Genomic DNA, 24,075 nt, shown 5'->3' with positions numbered 1-24,075 from the left:
TGGTCTCTTAATTTTCATATCACAATATCATCTGTTTCTACATCTTTAACATCTATAGCCGTATTAACCCAAATTATATTATCTATTTCATTAGATAAATCTCCTAAAACAGGTGCTTCAAACAGTAGAGATATATTAAGTTCTACTTGAAAATGTTTAAAAATTTCTGCGATTAAACGTGTCGCTTTTAAACTATGTCCTCCTAATTCAAAAAAGTTATCGGTTATACCTATTTTTTCTATTCCTAATATCTCTTGCCAGATCTCTGCTAATTTCTCTTCGGTTTCGTTTCTTGGAGCGGCATATTCTCTTTTAATAATGTCTTGTTCTGAGATACCAGGAAGGGCCTTTCTATCTAATTTCCCATTTGAAGTTAAGGGCAGGTTTTCTAATGTCACATAAAAACCCGGAACCATATAATCAGGTAGTCTGCTTTGCAGAAAATTCCGCAATTCTAATTTATCTACATTGATGTTCGATACTAGATAAGCGACCAATACTTTCTCCTGATTGTTTTCTTTTACTTCAACAGCTACTTGTTTTAAATCCTCAGAATACTGTAAAATGGTGTTCTCTATCTCTCCAAGCTCAATTCTGTAGCCTCGTATTTTTACCTGCTGGTCTTTTCTGCCTAAAAACTCAATATTACCGTCGGCTGACCAACAGCCTAAATCTCCAGTTTTGTATATTTTACCGCTTAAATCAAATGGATTTTCGATAAATTTTTCTTCCGTTAATTTTAGTTGATTTATATAACCTCTTGTAACTCCGTCACCTCCTACACATATTTCCCCTGCTATTCCCAATCCACAAGTTTGATTATGCTCATCAAGAATATATATGCTTGAATTTGGATTAGGACTTCCGATTACGGCTCCGTTGTATTCATTCTCTTTTGAAGTACTATCATAATGATGAGCGGTAACAAATATTGTACTCTCTGTCGGCCCATAAAGTTCGTGTAGGGCTGCGTGGGGAAACACTTCTCTCATTTCTTTGAGAATGCTCGTAGAAACAGCATCTCCTCCTATAAAAAGGTTATTAATTCCTTGAAATTGATGCTGTGTGTTTGTGCTTTTTATATAATTTAATACTTGAGTCATTAAAGCTGGTACAGCATGAAATGCATTTACATTTTTCATGCATTGGGCTAAATAATTTATGTCTTTAATATTATTATTGCTTAAAATTGTAACTGTTCCTCCTGTTGCTAAAGGATAAAACAATTCAAATAAAGAAATATCAAAGGCATTAGATGATAATAATGGTAATCTTAATTTTTCGATACTAAATTCTTTTTTGCAGCTTTCAATAAATGACACTATATTTTTATGTTCAACCATTACACCTTTGGGTTTCCCTGTAGTTCCCGATGTATAAATAATATAAGCTAAATCATTTTGTAACAATCTTATTTTAAAATCATTATGTATTGGCCATGTTTCGGTTTTATTTTTAAACAGACTTAGTTTTTCTTCGTCGATTATCACTTTACACTTACAATCTTCTACAATAAATTGAATTCTTTCTTCTGGGTAATTTATATCGACAGGAACATATACCCCGCCAGATTTTAATATTCCTAACAAGGCTATAATAATCCATTCGGTCTTTTCTAATTTAACCACAACAGTATCACCTAACCCAATTTCATAATTGCTTTTTAAATAATGAGCGAATTGATTCGATTTTTCCTCTAATGTTTTATAGGTTATACTTTTATCTTCATAAACCACCGCAATTTCATTAGGTGTTTTTTTTGTATATTCTTCTAAAAGAGCAATTAGATTATTTGCTTTATTATATACTAATGTATCAGTATTAAAATCTATTATTATTTGCTGCTTTTCTTCTTTTGACACATAATCCAGTGTGTCAATAATACTATCAGGATCTTTGGCAATGGCGTGGATACAATTTTTAAAATGCTCTTTTAATCTTTCCATTCTTAAAGCATCATAGATTTGTCCGTTATAATTGAACCTGATATCTAAACTCTCCTTTCCCGGAACAACAGCAACTGTAAAATCATAATTATTATGCTCATAAATTTCAGATTCTAATACTGAAAGTTCTTCTTCTGACGTAACTATTACACTATCATCGATGGGGAAATTTTCAAAGACTAAAATATGATCAAATAAATCTCTTCCTAAATTACTCTCTTCTAATACGTCACTTAATTGAATATAATGATGATAGGTACTATTAATGGACTGCTGCATAACTTGTTTAAAAAGTTCTTTTGCTGTCATATCCTTATGCGATTGTATACGAACAGGAATTGTGTTTATAAATAGTCCTATTATTTTTTCAACACCAATTATTTCAGCAGGTCTCCCAGATACTACAGAACCGAAAACAACATCATTAGTTCCATTATATTTTCCTAGAAGAATCCCCCATATTGTTTGAATAAAAATATTTTCTGTTATTCCCAGATTCGCACAGACATGCTCTATGCTGTTTCTTACTGATTTTTCAATTTTTAAAGTAATTTCTTTAGAAACAGATCCTTTACCAACTGCTGTTTTTTTTGGAGGTGAACTTTTGGTTTCATAGTTTAATAAATAGTTTTTCCAATATTCTTTTGATTTGGATACATCTACTTTTTCGAGCCATTGTATATATTTTGAATAAGGAACAACTTGATCTAATACCGGTTTTTTATTGATTTTTAAATCATTATAAATCTGAAAAAAATCTTTAATTAAAATACTTATACACCATCCGTCCATTAAAATATGGTGCTGGCTCCAAACCAATTCGTATGTTTCGTGTTCTATTTTCAAAACACTTATTCGCATTTGTGAGCCTCTGCTCAAATCAAATCCTTTATTTCTATCTTTTTCTTTAAATTCTTGAAAGGAAAAGTCTGGATTTAAGCTTACATCTTCATAGGAGAATGTTGACTCTCCTGCTTTTTTAACTACCTGCAGAACGTCTTCTCCAAATTTATGGGTGAAAAAAGTTCTAAGAGCTGCATGTCTATTAACCAGAACTTCATAGCTTTTTTCTAGTAATGCTATATTTAAACTTCCTTTTAACCTATAGCTTACTTGCTCAAAGTAAGATGTTGGAGAGGCTAACCAATGATAATACATTCCCTTTTGCAGAGGACTTAACGGATATACATCTTCCATTTTATTAAATTTTGTTTAATTGTTCTAATTCTTGCATGCTCAATCCTTTAAATGTAAAATCAGAAGGGGTTGTATAGGCTTCTTTTTCCATTGATAATTCTTCAATTAACCCTGTTAAATTAATTTTACTTTGTTTTATTATTTCCTTTATGGTTTCATCGTAAAATTGATCTTGACTATAACTTATCTCTACATTTACACATCCATCAGATATTATTGCTTTTATATCTAAAAGATGCTCTCTTTCCATTATTAGTGAACTCTCATTCCCTTTATATTGGTCCATTATCTCAAATAATTTTGTGTCTTGCTTTATCTCTGTACTATCGTTAGAATTTCCTAAATAGTTAAAAGAAATCTCAGGGTTTATAGTATATTCTTTTGATGCTAAATATTTTGAAACTCCATAACCAATTCCCTTATTAGGGACCCGTCTTAAAGTATCCTTAACCGATATTAATTCTAAAATATTTTTGTCTTCTTTTAGGCTGAAAACGACTGGATATATAGACGTAAACCACCCTATTGTTCTGCTTATATCTATATCTGCATCAATATTTTCACGCCCATGTGCTTCCATCCAAACAGCCACTTCCTGAAGATGAAAAGTTTTTTTAATGGCAGTTACACAACTTGTTAATAAAATTTCATTTATTGCTGTACCGTATGCTTTATTACATTTAGTTAATAAAACTTCTGTTAACTCTTTGCTTAAGCTATACGATTGAGTAGATTCATTCTTCACAAAATTATTTCCACTGTCTTTGTCTAAAGGAATTTTATCTATTGCTGTTGCATTTACTGATGCCCAGTAGGACTGTTCTTTTTCTAAAGCCACAGTCTTAGAATACCTTTGCAATTCTTTCTGCCAATGAACAAATGAATCTGTTTTTAATGGTAATTTTAAAGTCTCACCTAACGTATATTGATTAAACAATATTTCTAAATCTTCTAGTAAAATTTTCCAGGAAACAGCATCAATTACTAAGTGATGAATAACAATTAGTAAATGGTCGCCGGCTGCACCTTTAAATAATCCTAGTTTTAATAGTGATCCTTCATTTATATTGATACTAGACTGTAATTGTTCGCATTTTTCATGAAAACTGTCTAAATCATCATAATTCCATTGTTCCAAATCATACTTTAATTCTTCCCCATGATTCTTCTGCATCCAAACATTTGATGCCGATTTATGATAAGTCATTCGTAAAGCATCGTGATGCTCCATTATTTTGTCAAATACTTTTCGAACACCTTCTTCCTTAATCCCTTCACTATTAAACAATAGTATGGATTGATTAAAATGATGATGATTTATTGGGTGTTTTTCGAAGAAATAAGACTGTATTGGACTTAAACCAGTCTCCTCTTTTACAGTTTCCTGAGAAATAGTTCCATCTACTTTTTTAACTATTCTTGATAAATCTTCAATAACCGGATTTAGTAAGATGTCTTGAATCGTTAAGGAAAGGTTTCTTTGTTTTAAGCGAGCAACTATTTGAATTGATTTTATAGAATCTCCTCCCATAATGAAAAAATCATCTTTAATTCCTATTTTTTCTTTTCTAAGCACTTCTTGATAAACACCTACTATTATTTCTTCTATTTCATTCGTTGGTGAAACATAGGTTTCCTGATCTTTTAAATCTGAATGTTCTGGGTTTGGCAGTGCTTTTATATCAATTTTACCATTAGTAGTGAGCGGAAATGCATCTAATTGTATAAAATAGGTCGGAATCATATAAACAGTTAATGTTTTCTGTAACATATTCCTTAAGGATTTTATTTCTATTTCTTCATCGCTGATTAGATATGCCACTACTTCATCATTATTTTTTGACATTTCTTTTACTACTACAACTGCTTCTTTTACAAAGCTTAAACTATTTAAAGCGTGTTCTATTTCTCCTAGTTCAATACGATGGCCTTTTATTTTAACTTGATTATCTTTCCTTCCAATAAACTCTAAAACGCCATTGGAAAGCAGCTTTCCATAATCTCCGGTTTTATATATTTTTTCGTGTTCATTTTTGTATGGATTAGTAATAAAATTTTCAGCTGTTAATACTTCTCTTTTTAAATATCCTCTTGCCACACTATTACCTCCTATACAAATTTCACCTGGTATTCCTATGCCGCATAATTTGTTTTTATTGTCTAATATTTGAGTATATGAGACTTTATTTGGTGTACCTATCAATGCACCATTATAATTATTTTCACTAGGTTTTTTTAAGTAATGGTTTGCAGTAACAAACACTGTTGTTTCGGTAGGTCCATATAACTCATAGATTGACGCCCTTGGAAACACTTCGTGCATTTCTTTTAGTACACTGGTAGAAACTTTATCACCTCCTATAAACAAATCTGAAATTCCATAATATTCTTCTATTTCTCCTGTGTTTTTTATATGAGCTAATATTTGTGACATCAGCGCTGGTACAGCATGAAATGCATTCACATTTTTTAAAATATCTGCTAATAAGTACATATCTCTAATATGTTCATTCGAAAGCATTAACACAGTACCTCCTGTCAGCATAGGATAAAAAGATTCGAATAAAAAGATATCAAAGGCATTAGATGCCAATAAAGGCATTTTCATATTAGAAAGTCCAAACCTGCTTTTACAGCTTTCAAGAAAAGCAACGACATTTTTATGCTCGATCATCACTCCTTTCGGTTTTCCAGTAGATCCAGAAGTATAAATGACATACGCTAAGTCACTAGGCGTATTTATAAAAGAAATATCATTTTCTTTATAATAATGCGTTTCATTTTGGAAAGTTAAAATCTCCTCTTCATCTATAACTACTTTACAAGAACTGTCTTGTAACATGTAATCAATTCGTTCTTGAGGGTAAGATGGATCTAAGGGCATATAAGCGCCTCCGGATTTTAAGACACCTAACATTGCAATGATTATCCATTCATTACGCTCGAGCTTAATACCAACTAAATCTTCCGGCTGGATTTTATATTTATTTCTTAAATAATTTCCTAGTTGATTTGATTTTTCTTGAAGGTTTTTATACGTATATTCTTTTTCTTGAAATAATAAAGCAATCGCATCCGGGGTCTTGTCTGCTTGATCTTCAAAAAGTGATACTATGGTTTGTTCTTCATCATATGCCGAAGACTTAGCTCCAAAATTATTAAGCAATTGTTCCTTTTCAAAGTCATTTATATACTCTAAATCGTTTATTGACTTATTTGGATGGGCAATAATACTTTCTGTAACCTGTAAAAAATGTAAAGCGATTCGATCTGCCGTTTCTTCATAAAACAAATCTGAATTGTATTCTAAACTTAACCATAAACCATCAGAACTCTGATTAAAATTAAATGTTAAATCAAATTTTGTGACTTTAATAATTGTTTCATTATAGCTCTCTATCTGCAAACCTGGGAATGATCTGTTTTCACTACTTATAACTGTATTTTGTAATGCTACAAATACATCAAATAAAACATTCCTGCTCATATCTCTTTGTAGATCTAATTGACCTACTAATTCATCAAATGGATATATTTGATGCTCAAGACCTCCTAGAGCTATCTCTTTAACTTTTTTTAATAGATCTAAGTAACTGTCATTTCCTTCAAATTGAGATCTTAAAGCTAAAGTATTGGTATAAAACCCTATTTGGTTTTCTAAATCTGAATGTGTTCTGCCTCCTGCCGGACTACCTATAATGATATCATTTTGATTCGTATATCTGTATAAAAGTATATTCACTATTGCTAAAAGACTCATGTACAAGGTACCTCCTTCTTTCGTACTTATTTCTTTTAAAGCTTCTATTGTAGTTTTAGGAAGTTGTTTATTAATAGTACCTCCATTAAATGTTTTAATTACTGGTCTTTTTTTATCGGTCAGAAGATTTAATACTGGAATTTCTCCCTCAAATTGTTTCAACCAATATTTTTTATGTCCCTCACTATCAATTTCCTGTAATTGTTTCTGCTGCCAAGAAGCATAGTCTTTGTATTGTATGCGAAGTGGCGTTAATGGATTTTCTTCTCCTTTAATAAAGGCGTTATACAACACAAATAGCTCTTTTGTTAAAATATCCATTGACCATCCATCACTAATGATATGATGTATTACATAACAAAATACCCATTCATTATTTTCTACCTGTAATAGAGTACATTTTAATAAATCATCAGAAGAAAGATTAAATTTATAATTACATAATTTATCTATAGTTTGTCCTACTTTATCTCTTTTTCCTTTATCTTTTGTTAAGTTTTTAAAGGTAATTTTGTTTTTAACGTCCTCCTGTTCTTTAATAAACTGTTTAATTTCTCCATTTTCATCTTCTTTAAAATTAGTCCTTAAGCTTTCATGACGAAGTATTAACGTATGATAGGCTAAATCAAATGCTTCTAAGTTCAACTCTCCTTTAAAAACATAAACCTCTGGCATGTTATATGTTACATTACCATCTTCCATCTGGCTTAAAACCCAAACTCTCCTTTGAGAAGATGATAATTCATAATTTTCATGTTTTTTTATTACTGGAATCTGTTTATCCCATGTTATTTTAGATGTTGAATATTGTTCAATTAATGCAATTAAACTTTCTTTATTGACTTCGATTTCACTTAATAACTCTTTATTTATAACACCTTTAGGTGCTTTAATATCTAATTTGTCATTAACTGCTTTTATAGTAATATTAAGTTCTTTTAACCTAGTGAGTAAATCATTAGCCAGGTCTATATTTTTGACTTCACTATTTTTAATTTCATTTATAACCTTAACTTGGTCTTCTAATGATTGAATTTCATAAATATCTTTTAGCTCTAATTTTATATTAAACTCTCTGTCAATTAAACTTATTAATCGAATTAATTTTAAACTATCTCCTCCTAAATCAAAGAAATGGTCTTTAACCCCTATCTTCTTTTTGTTAAGTACCTCTTGCCATATCGTTACCAACATTTCTTCCTCATCTGTTCTTGGAGCGATATAAGCAGCTCCACTCTCTAGTCCTGCAATTTCCATGGCTAATAAGGCCTTGGTATCGATCTTTCCGTTGGGAGTTCTAGGAAATGAGGATACTTGTGTGTAGTTGGATGGAATGGCATAACTTGGTAATATACCTCCTAGATATTGCTTTAGCTCTGATACATTTAAAGCGACATCTCCCAGTACATACACATACAGCTCATTATCACCAGAGGGGTTGTCCTTGGCCAATACTATTGCAGATTCTATTGATTCGTAACTTTCTAAGGCATATTGAACCTCTCCTAGTTCTATGCGATAGCCTCTAATTTTTACCTGATCATCTTTTCGGCCTAAAAACTCAATCTCTCCTTTGGCATTCCATCTTCCTAAATCGCCAGTTTTATACATCTTCCCTTCCGCATTAAACGGATCAGTTACAAACTTCTCATTGGTTAATTCCGGGCGGTTTAAATACCCTTTGGTTACTCCTGCTCCGCCTATACATATTTCTCCAATTACTCCAATCGGAACCAAAGCATCTTCTATGTTCAATATGTAGATATGGCTATTGGCTATTGGCCTGCCTATGGTTGATGTAACTTTCTCACCTGCCTCATATTTATGGACACTACTCCATACTGTACATTCCGTTGGACCGTACTCATTGAATAAACTACAGCCTGACTGCCCTATAGCACTGCTATAATGGTCTGTTATTAGACTTATCGGACAGTGTTCTCCTGCTACCGTAACCTCTTTTAATGAACTTGAGCCGCCTTCTGACAAGGAATTTAATAGTAAACGATAATATGAGGGTACAGTTAACAAATGACTAATCTGCTCGGTGATAATATAGTCTGCTATAAAAGGCACATTACTTATGTCGGAGCCCTTGGTGACACACAATTGTCCGCCAGTGCTCAAAGTACTGAAAATTCCGGCTACGGAACTGTCAAAGGCTATAGAAGACAATAACAAAAAGCGGTCTATTCTACCGTAGACAGATTCGCGTGGGGCCAATGAGTGAATTAAGTTACCATGGGACACTAAAACGCCTTTGGGGTTTCCAGTCGAACCTGAAGTATAGATAATATACACCAGGTCATTTGCCTTGATAGATAATGATGGTGCATGCTTGGAGTTTGTCAGCCCCAATAACTGCAGATCCATGGCGAACAGGTTCCCGCTATAATAGCTTAAATCAAAGATGTAGTCTGATTGGGTCAGCAAGACTTTTAACTGAGTATCCTTTAGAATGTATTCCTTTCTTGATTCTGGATAATCAGGATCGATAGGCACATAGGCGCCGCCTGATTTCAAAATCCCTAAAATACCAATAAACATCAGCTCGGAACGATCCATCATAATCCCAATTAAATCATTCCCGGAAACACCATATTCTTCTATTAAATAATGGGCTAACTGGTTGGAACGGTCTTCTAGTTCCTGATAACTTAAACGAATTCCTTCATAATATACGGCTATGGCATCTGGAGTTTTCTTTACTTGTTCCTCTATCAGGCTCACTATCGTTCTAGAACTATCATAAGGGATTTTCAAAGCATTAAAGCTTTCTAATAGATGGTTCTCTTCTTGCTCTGTTAAGCAGCTTAACTTTGAAAGAGATGTTTTTGAGCTCGCTAACATCTCTTTTAACAACTCTTCTAAATGGTTATGTATTTGGACGAGCCAGTCATAATCAAAAACATCTGTGTTATAAATTGTACTGATATTAATACCGTCTTCACTTTCTATAAAGTTAAATACAAGGTCAAATATACTCGTGTGGGATACCTCTCCTTCATAGTGCGTTACAGACAGACCTTCTAATTCTTGTGAGGTGATCGTCTCTGTACTTGTTTTGTTTTGAACGATTACCTGCACATCAAACAAGGGGTTGCGGCTCATATCACGTTGCAGACCTAGGCCCGACACTAACTCATCAAACGGGTATAATTGGTGTGCATGCGCATCTAAAACAACTGTCTTGACCTTAGACAATAGTTCTTCAAAGTTATCTTCTTTGCTGAATTGGGTCCTTAAGGCGAGGGTATTGACATAAAATCCTATCTGATCTTCTAAATCTCTATGGTCACGTCCTGCTATGGGACTACCGATTATGATATCTTCTTGAGCAGTGTAATGATAAAATAATGCGTTCACTGCGCTCAACAGACCCATAAATAGCGTAGCTTCTTCTTTTTGTAATAAAGCAGACAAAGTATTACTTAATGTTTTGGAGAGCTTGCTGTTATAAACACCTCCATTATAAGTCTTTATTCCTGGACGTACCTTACCACCAGAGAGATCTAAGACGGGTAAGTCCCCTGAAAATTGATTAAACCAATAGGCCTGATCCGAACTGGAATCAGTAAGCGTATTCAACTGCCAAGAGGCATAATCCTTGTATTGGATTTGTAAAGGAGGTAAAGAGTGTGACACTCCTGTTACCAGACTATTATAAAGTATCAAGAGTTCTTTGATCAATATCTCCAAAGACCAGCCGTCACTTATAATATGGTGTATAACACTACTAAATATCCAGGAGTCTTCTGACACTTGATATATGTCAACGCGTAACAAAGATCCTTGTGACAGATCAAATTGGGTTTGTAATGTCTTGGATAATGCCAACGAAAGTTCAGCCTCTGAGAACTTGCGGGCATCTACAAATCCCAAACTGAAATCTACGGATGCAATGGACTGTATGTATTGACGGATATCTCCTGAGACATCATTCTTAAAATAGGTGCGTAAGATCTCATGTCTGGATATTAAGGTCTTGAAGGACTGCTCTAACAAAGACAACTCTAAATGCCCCTTAAATACATACACTCCCGACATATTGTAGGCGACATTAGCATCTTCAAATTGACTCATGATCCATAAACGCCTTTGCATCAATGATAAGGGATAAGAATCTTGTTCCTCAAGTCGAGGGATGGAATCGTATCTCACTGATGTTTTGGAGGATATCAACGCACTTTGTGATTGCAAATCTGGATGGTTGAAGAATTCTAATAATCGGAGTTTGACATTGAATTCCTTATGAATTCTGCTCATTAGTTTTGTCGCCTTGAGACTATGCCCTCCTAATTCAAAAAAGTTATCCAACAATCCTACTTGAGGGACATTGAGGATCTCCATCCACAGCTCACTCAATTTCTTCTCTGTTTCATTCTCTGGTGCAACATATAAATCGTTGTTTGAGAGCATTCCAGTAATGCCTGGCAGATTAGTTCTGTCGATTTTGCCATTTACTGTTAACGGAAATCGCTCCAGTACATGTATGTAACTTGGCACCATATAAGATGGTAATCTTCGAAGCAGCCAGTCGCGTAAAACACTCTCTGCTATTGCTTCTTCGCTGGTAATGTACCCTAACAACAGCTTATCGCCTTGACTCTCTTCTACCACTACTAACGTAGAATTTACCCCGGGATAAGTACTCAACAAATGTTCAATTTCACCTAATTCTATACGGTAGCCTCTGATCTTTACTTGGGTGTCTTGTCGCCCTATAAATTCGATTTCGCCATTTTGATTCCTCTTTACTAAATCTCCTGTCCTGTATAGACGCTGTCCTGTAATAAAAGGAGACGATATAAATTTTTCTTCTGTTAAATCCTCTCTATTCAAATAGCCTCTTGAGACTCCAGACCCTCCTAAATAGAGTTCACCTACTACTCCTTTTGGAACCAAAGACATGGCAGCATCCAATATGTAAGCAGTACTATTGCTTATCGGGGTTCCTATTGGAATTGTATGGGTTCCTGTACCTACTTCTTTTACTGAATGAGTGGTTGAAAAGGTTGTGTTTTCTGTTGGTCCATAGCCGTTTATGATTTCCAACGAAGGATATCTTGAACGTAATTTCCCAATGTGTACAGGTGACAGGCGATCTCCTCCGGATAATACAGTCTTCAAGCCTTCAAATACATCTATGGCCTCGTCTATTAACTGGTTCAGTAAGCCGCAAGTAAACCACATTACTGTGACTCCTTTGGCTTTTATTAAAGAAGATAAATCTATGGGAGACAAGAAGAGATCTTCTTCACTTAAGATCAATGTCCCGCCATTTAACAGCATTCCCCAATATTCAAAAGTAACAGCATCAAATGAGAAGGAACCTGTAGACAATAAGATGGAACTTGGTGTTAAATTGATATAATTCGAATTTTTAACTAATCGAATAATACCTCCGTCTTCTATCAAAACGCCTTTAGGCCGTCCTGTAGATCCTGAAGTGTACATCACATAAGCCAAACTGGATAAATCCCTCGAGCATATGTCTTTTTCTGTGGAATAGTCTCCAATCCTGGATTCGAAATCGAATAGGAGTTCTGGTGTGATCACAATTTTACTTTTGGTATCGGATACCATAAAGTCTATTCGGTCTTGTGGATAATCCAAAGCGATTGGAACATACGCACAACCCGCTTTTAAAATACCTAAAATCGATATGATCTGCCAATGGCTTTTAGGCAGGGCTATGGCTATTAAATCTTCCAAAACCAATTCACTGTGCTCTTCCAAATAATGACTGAATTGATTGCTCAGAACATCCAGCTCACTATAACTCAATGAGATTTTACCATAGATCAATGCTGTTTGTTCAGGAAACAATGCGACTTGCTCCTTAAACAAACCCAGTAAAGAAATCCCTTCTTCATATATTGTTTCTGTTGCATTATAATCCACCAATAGTTCCTGTTCCTCTACTGCATTTAAACATGAAATCGTAGACAGGTCTTTTTGGGGAGAGGACAATATTTCTTCTAACAGCTGTTCCATATGCAGTAATAACTGCTCGCATAGGCTTTTACTGAAAATATCACTATTGTATTCTATTACTATACTTAAAGTGTCTGACACTTCTGTAAATGAGAATAACAAATCAAATTTACTTCCAAAATGTTTTTCATTTTTATAAGGTGATATAGATAGGGAAGTTCCTTCTAGTACATCTGCTATTTGTTTTTCTTTTGAATCTTGAACTACCAGCATTACATCAAATAATGCATTTCTACTTAAGTCTCTTTTAATGTTTAAATCATCTAAAAGTTCATCAAAAGGATAGTCTTGATGTTCAAAGGCATTAAGTGTATTTTCCTTGACCTTTCCAAAAAGAGTTTCAAAACTGTCTCCTAACGAAAATGTAGTGCGAAGTGCCAGGGTGTTTACATAAAAACCTATTTGATCATGAAGCACAGTGTTAGTCCTTCCGGAAACCGGACTTCCTATAATAAATTCTTCCTGGCCTGTGTATTTCTGTAATATTACATTTAGAAGACTTAGAGATCCCATAAACAACGTACCATCATGCGCTTTGTACAAAGTTTTGAATTGCTCATAAAGTGCCGTACCTATTTTACGCTCTACTATTCCTCCGTTATAGGTTTTTATTGCCGGACGGGGAAAATCTCCAAAATGGGATAGTGTTGGTAAATCTCCTTTTAAATGTTCTAACCAATAGGTTTTATCTTTTTCTAAATGACCATTAACCAGCTGGTCTTGCTGCCATACAGCGTAGTCTTTATATTGGATTTCGAGTTCCTTTTTTGTGTCAACTCTATTTTCACCTAGTAATTTATACAGCCCTATCAATTCATTCATCATGACATCAATAGACCAGCCATCACTTATAATATGATGCATTACAAAACAAAATATCCATTTTTCATTAGTTAAACGAATTACAACACCTCTTAATAAAGGACCTTCTTCTAAATCAAATAGTAATGCACATTCTTTTTCTATATATGTTTCTAATTTTTGCTTATAAGTATTGATTCCTCTAAAATCTATCTCTACTAACGAAAAATCTACATCTTCAATGTTTCTTATATACTGCTTTACATTCCCCAGCGCATCTTCTTTGAAAACTGTTCTAAGGATTTCATGACGGTATATTAAATTTTTAAAAGATTGATTTAATAATTCATAACTAAACTCACCCGTTAATTCATAGATACTAGGCATATTATAAGAAATACTAGCACGATCTACCTGACTTAATGTCCATAACCTTTGTTGAGATGATGATAAAGGGTATCCATTTAATTCTGGAGTTTTGTGTATTGTGTTATTTATATTATTTGAATTATCAAGGCTTCCATTTTCTAAAATAATTTCTGTTAACTCTTCTTTTCTTGCCTTTATTTCTGCAATTAAGTTTTTATTAATGTCTGCTCCATTAGTAAACACTTTTAGTTTACCATCGACAACTTTTAATAATAAATTATTCTCTTGTATTTTATTTAATAAATCTTTCATCAATCTATATTTATTTCTTGAAGTTCTTTGTTTTCAAATAATTCTTTTTGCTGTAACATAAATTTCACATGTTCAGAAATTCCAGATATTGTAGGATCCTCAAAGATTCTTTTTATCTTAATTTTAACTAAAAACAATTCATTAATTTTATTTATAAGCCGTGTAGTTTTTAAACTTTCGCCTCCTAAATCGAAGAAATTATCGTAAATACCAATGGATTCTTTTTCAAGTAAATCTTTCCAAACCTGCATTATCTTAATTTCAATTTCATTTCTTGCTGGTGCAAATGGAATTCCAGATTCTAAAAGACTTCCATTTTGTTCATGAAGAGCTTTTTTCTCGATTTTCCCATTTGTATTTAATGGCATTTTATCTATTTTAATATATTTGGAAGGAATCATATATTCCGGCAATATTCTATTCAGATACCTTCTTAAATCAAGTACATTAAGTTCTTCTTTCACTACAAAATAGGCGGCCAATTCTTTTATTCCTTCATTATTTAAAGCAACTAAAACGGCTGCACTTTCTATGGCAGGATGATTTTGTAAACTATTTTCAACCTCCCCTAATTCTATTCTGTATCCTCTAATTTTTACCTGGTCATCTTGTCTTCCTATAAATTCAATATTTCCATCTGGCAGCCATTTTCCTAAATCACCTGTTTTATAGGTTCTGCCCAGCAATTCACTTGTAATAAATTTTTCTGATGTTAATTGGGATTGATTTTTATATCCTCTGGCTAACCCGGAACCGCTTATCCTGATCTCTCCAATAATTCCTATAGGCTGAAGCAGTCCTTTATCATTGGTAATAGTTATGGTTCTGTTTGTTATCGGTTTTCCGATGATACATTTTTCAGAAATATTATTAATTTTATAATACGCACTGCAAACTGTAGATTCACTTGGTCCATAAGTATCATATACTATGGTTGTATCTAGAAATTTAGAGACATAATTTCTATTAAGTTTATCTCCCCCGCTTATTAATAATCTTAATTTGTTCACATTAAACTCAGACTCATTTAATGCTTTTATTATTAATGGCGTAGAACTTAAAACTGTAGCATTTTCTTCTTCTATTAGATATTGAATTTCTTTAATATCTCTACCTCCAGTTACTCCCATTAAAATTGTTGCTCCTGTCATTAAAGCGGGATATATTTCTTCTACATGGGTATCAAAAGATATTGAAGATTGCTGGATGATAGTATCCAATTCATTTAACTTGAAGGTTTCGATAAAAGTTGAACAATAATCTAATACACTAGCATGCTCAACCATTACTCCTTTTGGGTTTCCTGTTGTTCCTGAAGTATAAATTGTATAGGCTAAATCCGAATTATTAATCTCCCTTTCTAAGTTATTTTTTTTAAGAGTGTCTACCTCTTGTTTAAATTTCAATAATTCAAATTCATCAATTATACAACTACAAAAACTGTCTGATTTTATAAATTCTATACGCGCCTTAGGATATTCAGTATCTATGGGTAAATATGCTGATCCTGTTTTTAGTATTGCCAGCATACTTATAAGCAGCCACTCGCTTCGTTCAAGTTCAATTCCAATTAATACATCAGATCCAACAGCATATTTTCCTTTAAGGTAATGCGCTAATTGATTTGCTTTTTCATTTAACTCCTGATAAGTAAAATACTTTTTATCAAATAATAATGCTTTGTTTTCAGGGTATTTCAATACCGTGTTTTCAAATTCTTGTATAATTGTTTTTTCAGAAATATTCCTTGAATCTGTAGAACTAAATTTTTCTAATAACAGCTTCTTTTCTGTTATAGTTAGAATATCTATATCATTGATTTTAATGTCAGGATTTTCTACTACGCTTAAAATTACCTGCTCTAAATGATGCAGCATTCTTTGAGCTGTTTCTTCAGTATATATATCGCTGTTATATTCTATACCGGCTTCTATTTCGTCATTGACTTCCAGAAAATTAAATGATAAATCAAACTTACTTACTTCGTAATCAAAATCTTGAAAATCAGAAATATACAGTCCTTCTATTTGGTATTCTTTATTTTTAGTAAGTTGATTATTTGTTGCATTTTGCAATACCACCATTACATCAAATAAAGCATTTTTACTCATGTCTCTTCGTAGTTTTAAATCGTTTATTAATTCATCGAAGGGATAGGCTTGATACTTATAAGCTTCTAGTGTATTTTGTTTTACTAATTGGAATAATTCTTTAAATGAATTCGAGCTGTCAAACTGTGTTCTAAGTGCTAATGTATTTAAATAGAACCCTATTTGATCTTCTAAATCTGCGTGTTCTCTATTGGCTATAGGACAACCAATAATAATATCTTGAGAATTTGTATATCTATATAATAAAATCTTAACTATGGTGAGTAAACTAATAAATAGAGTGGCTCCTTCCTGATTAGTTTGATACTTAAGTTTTTCTGTTAAATCTGCAGCTATTTTTGTTTGAATTATTTTACCATTATACGTCTGTACCACAGGTCTTGGTTTATCTTCGGGTAATTGAAGCACAGGTAATTCTCCTTCAAATTGTTTGAGCCAATATTTTTTATGAAGCTCTAATTTTCCTTCTTTGAATTGATTTTGCTGCCAAACAGCATAGTCTTTATATTGAATTTTAAGAGTTTCTTTTTCTATATTAACACCTTTATTGTATTCATTATATGTTTCTAATAGTTCTTTAATTAAAATGTCCATAGACCATCCATCACTAATTATATGGTGCATAACATAACTAAAAACCCATTTATCATCTTCTATTTGATAGACAGAAGCTTTTAATAGTAGTCCAGACTCTAAATTAAAGTTAGTTTCAACGTCATCTTTTAAATATGCCGCCAACGTTTGTTTTTTATTAGTATCTTCTTGAAGATTCTTATAGATCACCTCAAAATCAACATTTTCAGCTGATAAAATGTATTGTCTGGGTTCTCCTTCTTTATTTTCTTTAAAAACTGTTCTTAAATTTTCATGACGTTCAATAAGACTTTCAAAAGCAAACGTTAAACTTTTATAATTTAAAGTTCCTGTGAATTCAAAAACCGCCGGCATGTTATATGCTGTGTTGGCATCTTCAAATTGACTTAGAATCCATAATCTTTTTTGAGAAGAAGAAAGTGGATAATTAGATTGTTCTTGAACTTTCGGAATTTGATAATAATGACTTTTAACAGCATTATCAATCAGCATCGCCTGATCTTGTAATATCGTTGTTTCGAATAGATTTTTTAGTTCAATTTTAACGTCGAACTCCTTGTGTAATTGACTTATTAATCGGGTCACTTTTAAACTATGTCCTCCTAAATCAAAGAAATCATCAGTGATGCTTATCTGGTCAAAATCTAATATTTCTTTCCAAATCTCAATTAATTTGCCTTCTGTTTCATTTCTTGCTTTTACTATTACTTTTTCAAGGTTTAAATCTAGTTCTGGTTCTGGCAGTTCTTTTTTATCTACTTTCCCATTTGAATTTAAAGGCAATGCTTCCAGACATACAAAATATTTTGGAATCATGTAATCTGGCAAGTGCTCTCTCAAATATTTTGGAAGGTTTGTTATTTCTTTAGCTCTGCTAGTATAGTAGGCAACAAGTTCATTATCCTTATTTTTAGTTTCTCTTGCTATGACAATACATGAAACAAGGTCGTCGTGATTCGACAAAATATTTTCTATTTCTCCTAATTCTATACGATGTCCTCTTATTTTTACTTGATCGTCTACGCGGCCTATAAACTCAATGCTTCCATCTGGCAGCCATCTTCCTAAATCTCCAGTTTTATAAATAGTTTTATTGTTTTTATAAGGATGAAGTACGAATTTTTCGGCAGTCATTTCAGGATTATTCAAATATCCTCTTGACAATCCTGCTCCTCCCACATATATTTCACCAACAACTCCTATTGGCGGAATTGTTTTTTTATAATCCTCATGATTTAATATATAACATTCTGAATTTGAGATCCCTTTTCCTATCGGTATCGTATTCACATTATCGTCAACTTGTTCCACATTATAAAAAGAAGAAAACGTCGTGTTTTCTGTTGGTCCATAAACATGAACTAAATTGACTTGCTTATAGCGTTCCTTAAATTGTTTTACATGGGATACTGAAACTCTTTCTCCTCCAAACAGTACATATTTTAAGGTGTCAAATCTTGAGAAATTAATATCAACTAAAGAATTAAAGAGTGCTGTAGTTAAAAAGAATATAGATATTTTATTGTGATTAATTGTTTCTCCTAAAACTTCATAATCAAGAAAACATTCTTTAAGAGGAATATGAAGCGTAGCACCATTTAGTATAGATCCAAAAATGTCAAAAACAGAACCGTCAAAAGTAAAATTAGATAAACTTAAGATGTTATCTTCTGCATCTATATTTACGTAATTCATAGACTTTATTAATCTAACAATACTTTTTTGTTCTACCATAACTCCCTTAGGTGTTCCGGTAGATCCAGAGGTATATATTACATATGCCAGGTCATTAGCTGCTGAGTTAGCAGTGATTTCATTATTTGGAACATGGATGTCGTTTAATTGTACATCAATTGCAAAAAATTCTCCTTGATAGAAATCGTAATTGAAAAGATATTCTGTTTGGGTAATTAGTATTTTTATTGCTGTATCTGAAATGATATATTCTTGGCGTGCTTTAGGATAATCAGGATCTACAGGAACATAAGCTGCTCCCGATTTTAGTATTCCTAATATAGCAACAATATACATATGTGATCTATCTAGAGCAATACCAATAAGATCCTCTTTTTTTGGATCGAAATTTTGCTTTAAAAAGACTGCTAATTGATCTGATTTATAATCTAATTCTTTATAAGTCAGTGCTTCTCCATTAAATACAAGTGCTTTTTTATTTGGATGTTTCTCTACTTGCTCTTTAAATAATTCTATTATATTTTTATCATTTGGATATTCTATAGCAGTATCATTAAAATCCAAAAGAATTTTTTCTGTCTCTTTTTTGTCTAAAATATTGATTTCATCCAGAGTGTATTCGGGTTTTTCACTAATAACTTCTACTATTTTTTCAAAATGCTGTAATAATTGATTAATAGTAAATTCATTGAAAATGTCTGTATTAAACACAAGAGTGGTTAAAAGCTCTCCCTTGGTTTCAATGAAGTTAAAACTAAGGTCAAACCTGCTTACATTCAATTCACATTCTTTGTAAACTTGAATGTCTAAATCTCCCATTTTTTTTAATGTGACTTTTTCATCCAGATCTGCATTCTGTAAAACAACTGTTACATCAAATAAAGGATTACGGCTAATGTCATGCTTTAATTTTAAATTGTCTATTAGTAAATCAAAGGGATAAAGCTGATGCTCAAAAGCTTCTAATGTCCCTTTTTTTACATTTTGTAATAATTCTCTAAAGCTGTCTGCTCCTTTAAAACGAGTTCTTAAAGGCAGAACATTAATGTAAAGACCTATTTGGTTCTCTAAATCAGTATGTACCCTGCCAGACATTTGACTGCCTATTACAATATCTTCATCACTTGTATATTTATAAAGTAAAGTATTCACAATGGCTTGTAATCCCATGAATAGCGTTACTTCTTCTTCTTGAAAAAGTTTCTTTAAAGTGTTTAAACTTGAGGCATTTATTGTTTTTTCTTTTATAGCACCATTGTAAGTTTTAATATTTGGTCGTGCTTTATCTCCTAATAAGTTAAGTATAGGAATATCTCCTTGAAATTGTTCAAGCCAATAATCTTCATGCCCTCTTAATACTCGGTCATCTAATTGTTTGTTTTGCCAAGTAACATAATCTTTGTAATGAATTCTCAATGGATTGGGCATCTTCGAATCTCCATTTACATATATATTGTAAAATAAGAATAATTCTTTTATAAGAATTTCCATAGATAAACCATCACTTATTAGATGATGTAATATGCAGCTGCAAACCCATTTTTCGTCTTCAAGCTGAATTATATCTACTTTTAATAATGGCCCTTCGGCTAAATTAAATTGCGTTTCTAATAATGCCGATACTTTATTTTTTAATTCATTTTCTTTGGCTTCAAGCCTTCTAAAGTCATGGTAATCAATATTAAAAATGTAATCGGTGCCTGATAAAATATATTGTCTTGGCTCTCCTTCTTCTCCTGCTTTAAATACTGTCCGAAGGCTTTCATGACGCTCGATAAGTGTTTTAAAAGAAGACATTAAAGCCTGTCTATCAAGATTTCCCGTAAGAATATAGATGCCAGAAATATTGTAAGCTTTTGCGGCGCCTTCAAATTGACTTACAGCCCATAATCTTCGTTGAGAAGAAGACGTCAGGTAACTTTCCTGCTTAGGCAGAGGTTCAATTTCAGTAAATTTGGTTTCGTTTAAAGCCTCAATCGTTTTTGAGAGTTCTACAATTGTTCTTGCTTCAAAGACATTACTAATTCGAATTTTAATTCCTAGTTCTTTATGAATCTTAGAAACCAAATGAGTCGCTTTAATACTATGACCGCCAGATTCAAAGAAATTATCTGTAACTCCAATCTTTTGGATTCCTAAAACTTCCTGCCAAATGTCTGCCAATTTTTTTTCAACCCAATTTCTTGGAGCTATATATTCTTTTCTTGCAATATCTTCTCCCGAAATTCCTGGCAGCGCTTTCCTGTCTATTTTTCCATTTGGGGTTAATGGCAATTTGTCCAATTTTGGATAAAAGCTTGGAACCATATAATCTGGTAATTTTTCCTGTAGAAAACTTCTCAATTCCGATTTATCTATGTCTGCGGTAGAGACTAAATAAGCAACTAATGTTTTCTCTCCATTTACTTCTTTGGTCTCTACAATTACTTGATTTAAATCCTCTGAGTACTGTAATATAACGTTCTCTATTTCTCCAAGCTCAATTCTGTAGCCTCTAATTTTTACCTGATGATCTTTTCTGCCTAAAAATTCAATATTCCCATCAGATAACCAACAACCTAAATCTCCCGTATCATACATTCGCTCTCCAGCTTTGAAAGGATTTGCAATAAACCTCTCTTTCGTAAGTTCTGGTTTGTTTAAATAACCTCTTGAAACTCCCGTGCCTGATATATAAATTTTACCGGTTACTCCTATTGCCACTGATTGCAAATTTTCATCCAGTATATAAATCTGTGTGTTTGAGATTGGACTGCCAATGGGCGGATTATATGTCAGGTAATTGTCTTTTATTGTAATTGTTGTAACAACATGTGTTTCAGCCGGACCATAATGATTATGGAGTTTAGTATCTGATTCACTAATTTTATCTATTGCCTCATTACTTAATATTAGTTGTTCTCCCGCAACTATAATATGTTTTATTAAATTGGACTTTAATAAGTCATAGAAGGCCTTAACCTCAATTAATATCTTAAAATATGACGTTGGTAAAAAAACGGTATCGATGTTGTTGCTTTTTATAAAAGCAGACAGCTCGTTTGAATCTGTTTTAACTATTTCTGTAACTGGATATAAGGCTGCCCCTCTTGTTAACGTTGTAAATATTTCCTGAAAAGAGACATCAAAACTTATACTTGTAAATTGTAATACTTTATAAACATCACCGGTCTGAAATTGTTTGTTATGAAAAACGATTAGATTGAACATGCTTATATGTTCCATCATAATACCCTTTGGAGTTCCCGTAGAACCAGAAGTATAGATAACATAAACGAGATCATTGTTTTTAATAACCTGCTTATCTTTTTCATGAGAATACTTTTCTTTGACTACATTAAATCTTTCCAATTCCTCTTCGTCAATAACAACTTTACAATTGCTGTCTTTTTCCATATAGGCTATCCTCTCTTTAGGATAATTGATATCTATAGGAACATAAGCTGCACCAGCCTTTAACACGCCTAAAATAGCGATGATAAATTTTTCGCTTCTCTCCAGCTTTATCCCTATTAAATCATCGGATTCAATAGCGTAGTTTTTTCTTAAATAAGATGCAAATTGATTCGTTTTTTCATCGAGTTCCTGATAAGTTAATTCGGTTTCTTCAAACACAACAGCAATATTATTTGGTGTTTTCTCTACCTGCTCTTCAAATAAATCGATTATTGTTTTGTCTTTAGGATAAACTACTTCTGTATCATTAAACCCTGACAATACCTGATATTTTTCCGATTTTGTCAAATAATCCAATGAACCGATGGAAACTTCAGATTTTGCAATAATGCAATGCAATAAGACTTCAAAATGATTTAATATATTTTCTGCAAAATATTTTGAATAAATATCAGTGTTGTATATCAGTGTTAAACCCAGTCCTTCAGCTGTTTCTTTAAAAGCAAATTCTAAATCAAATTTGCTGAGAACTTTTTCTTCAGATTGGTATCCCTTAATTTTAACTTCTCTTTCTTTTTGGCTGCTTACTTTAAATAAATCATCATTCTGAACTGTAACCATAACATCAAACAATGGATTACGGCTCGTATCCCGATTGAGCGGCAAATACTCTACTAACTCATCAAATGGAAAAATTTGATGTTCGTATGCTCCAAGGGTAACCTCTTTTACTTTTAGTAACAATTCTTTAAAACTGTCATCTGCTTCAAACTGTGTTCTTAAGGCCAGAGTATTTACATAAAAACCAATTTGATTTTGTAAATCTATATGTTCCCTTCCTGCTATAGGACTTCCTATAACTATATCTTTGTGATTACTATATCTAAACAATAATACTTTTACAGCCGTTAGTAACCCCATAAACAAGGTACTGCCTTGTAATTGGCATAATTTATCGAAATCACTTAACAGACTCTCATTGTAAAGTTTTTTTACAGAATTTCCATTATAGGTTTTATTTACGGGTCTTGTTTGATAAGAAGGTAAATCTAATACAGGAATCTCTCCATTAAATTGTTGCAGCCAATAGGATTTATGGACTTCTATAGTATCATTCTTCAATTGTTCCTGCTGCCATGTGGAATAATCTTTATACTGTATTTTTAGTGGTGGCAATGGATTAGGATTTCCTTTTACATAAGCATCATATAATTCAAATAATTCATTGGTCATTATTTCTGATGACCATCCATCACTTATAATATGATGCATCACGCAAATAAATAAATAGACATCTTGTGATGTTTTTACTAATTTGGCTCGAAGTAAAGAATCGGTTGATAAATCAAAAGCAAATGCTGCTTCTTCCTGAATAATAGATTTTATTTTTCCTTCCGAATTTTTTTCTTTGCTTAAATCTTCATATTGCAATTGAAATTGAATATCTTTCAAATTCAATATCACTTGCCTAACCTCCCCTGATTCATCTTCTTTGAATAGAGTTCTTAATGATTCATGGCGTTCTATAAGCGACAGAAAAGCACTTTGCAAAGAAGGGATGGCTAATTTGCCTTCCAATTCAAAAACATTCGGCATGTTATAGGCTACATTTCCTCCTTCGAATTGGCTTAACAGCCACAACCTGCGTTGGGAAGAAGATAAAGCATAACTAGATTGTTCCGGAACTTTAGGGATAAATATATGGCTGTCTTTTTTTGTTTTATATAAAGTAATAAATTCTATTAATTCATTTTTATTTAACTTAATTTCATTTAATATATCCTGAGTCATAACTCCTTTTGGAGCCTGAATATCAAGCTTATCATCAAGTAGATCAATTTTTATATTAAACTCATTTAATTTTTTAAGCAGTGTTTTCATTTCTTTTGCAGTGTCA

At 32.5% G+C, this 24,075-nt stretch carries 3 protein-coding genes; all 3 read right to left on the bottom strand.

Annotated features, from left to right (window positions below; translation table 11 throughout):
• Positions 1-14 precede the first annotated feature (14 nt).
• From L1276_RS17925 to L1276_RS17915, 3 genes are read right to left on the bottom strand one after another with little or no spacing between them, the layout of a single operon-like run.
• On the bottom strand, positions 15-3,143 hold the full coding sequence (locus L1276_RS17925) for an amino acid adenylation domain-containing protein (protein WP_253790236.1): 3,129 nt from the start codon (positions 3,141-3,143) through the stop codon (positions 15-17).
• A gap of 4 nt (positions 3,144-3,147) precedes the next feature.
• The gene (locus L1276_RS17920; protein WP_253790234.1) at positions 3,148-14,382 is read right to left on the bottom strand and encodes a non-ribosomal peptide synthetase; all 11,235 of its coding nucleotides are present in this window, start codon (positions 14,380-14,382) and stop codon (positions 3,148-3,150) included.
• The gene (locus tag L1276_RS17915) at positions 14,382-24,059 is read right to left on the bottom strand and encodes a non-ribosomal peptide synthetase (RefSeq protein ID WP_253790231.1); all 9,678 of its coding nucleotides are present in this window, start codon (positions 24,057-24,059) and stop codon (positions 14,382-14,384) included. The genes L1276_RS17920 and L1276_RS17915 overlap by 1 nt, the downstream gene beginning before the upstream one ends.
• Positions 24,060-24,075 lie beyond the last annotated feature (16 nt).

It is taken from the genome of Flavobacterium sp. HSC-32F16, from assembly GCF_024171645.1.
GTDB lineage: Bacteria > Bacteroidota > Bacteroidia > Flavobacteriales > Flavobacteriaceae > Flavobacterium.
Note: the sequence above shows the minus strand (reverse complement) of the source record. Positions and strands in the feature narration are given on the sequence as shown.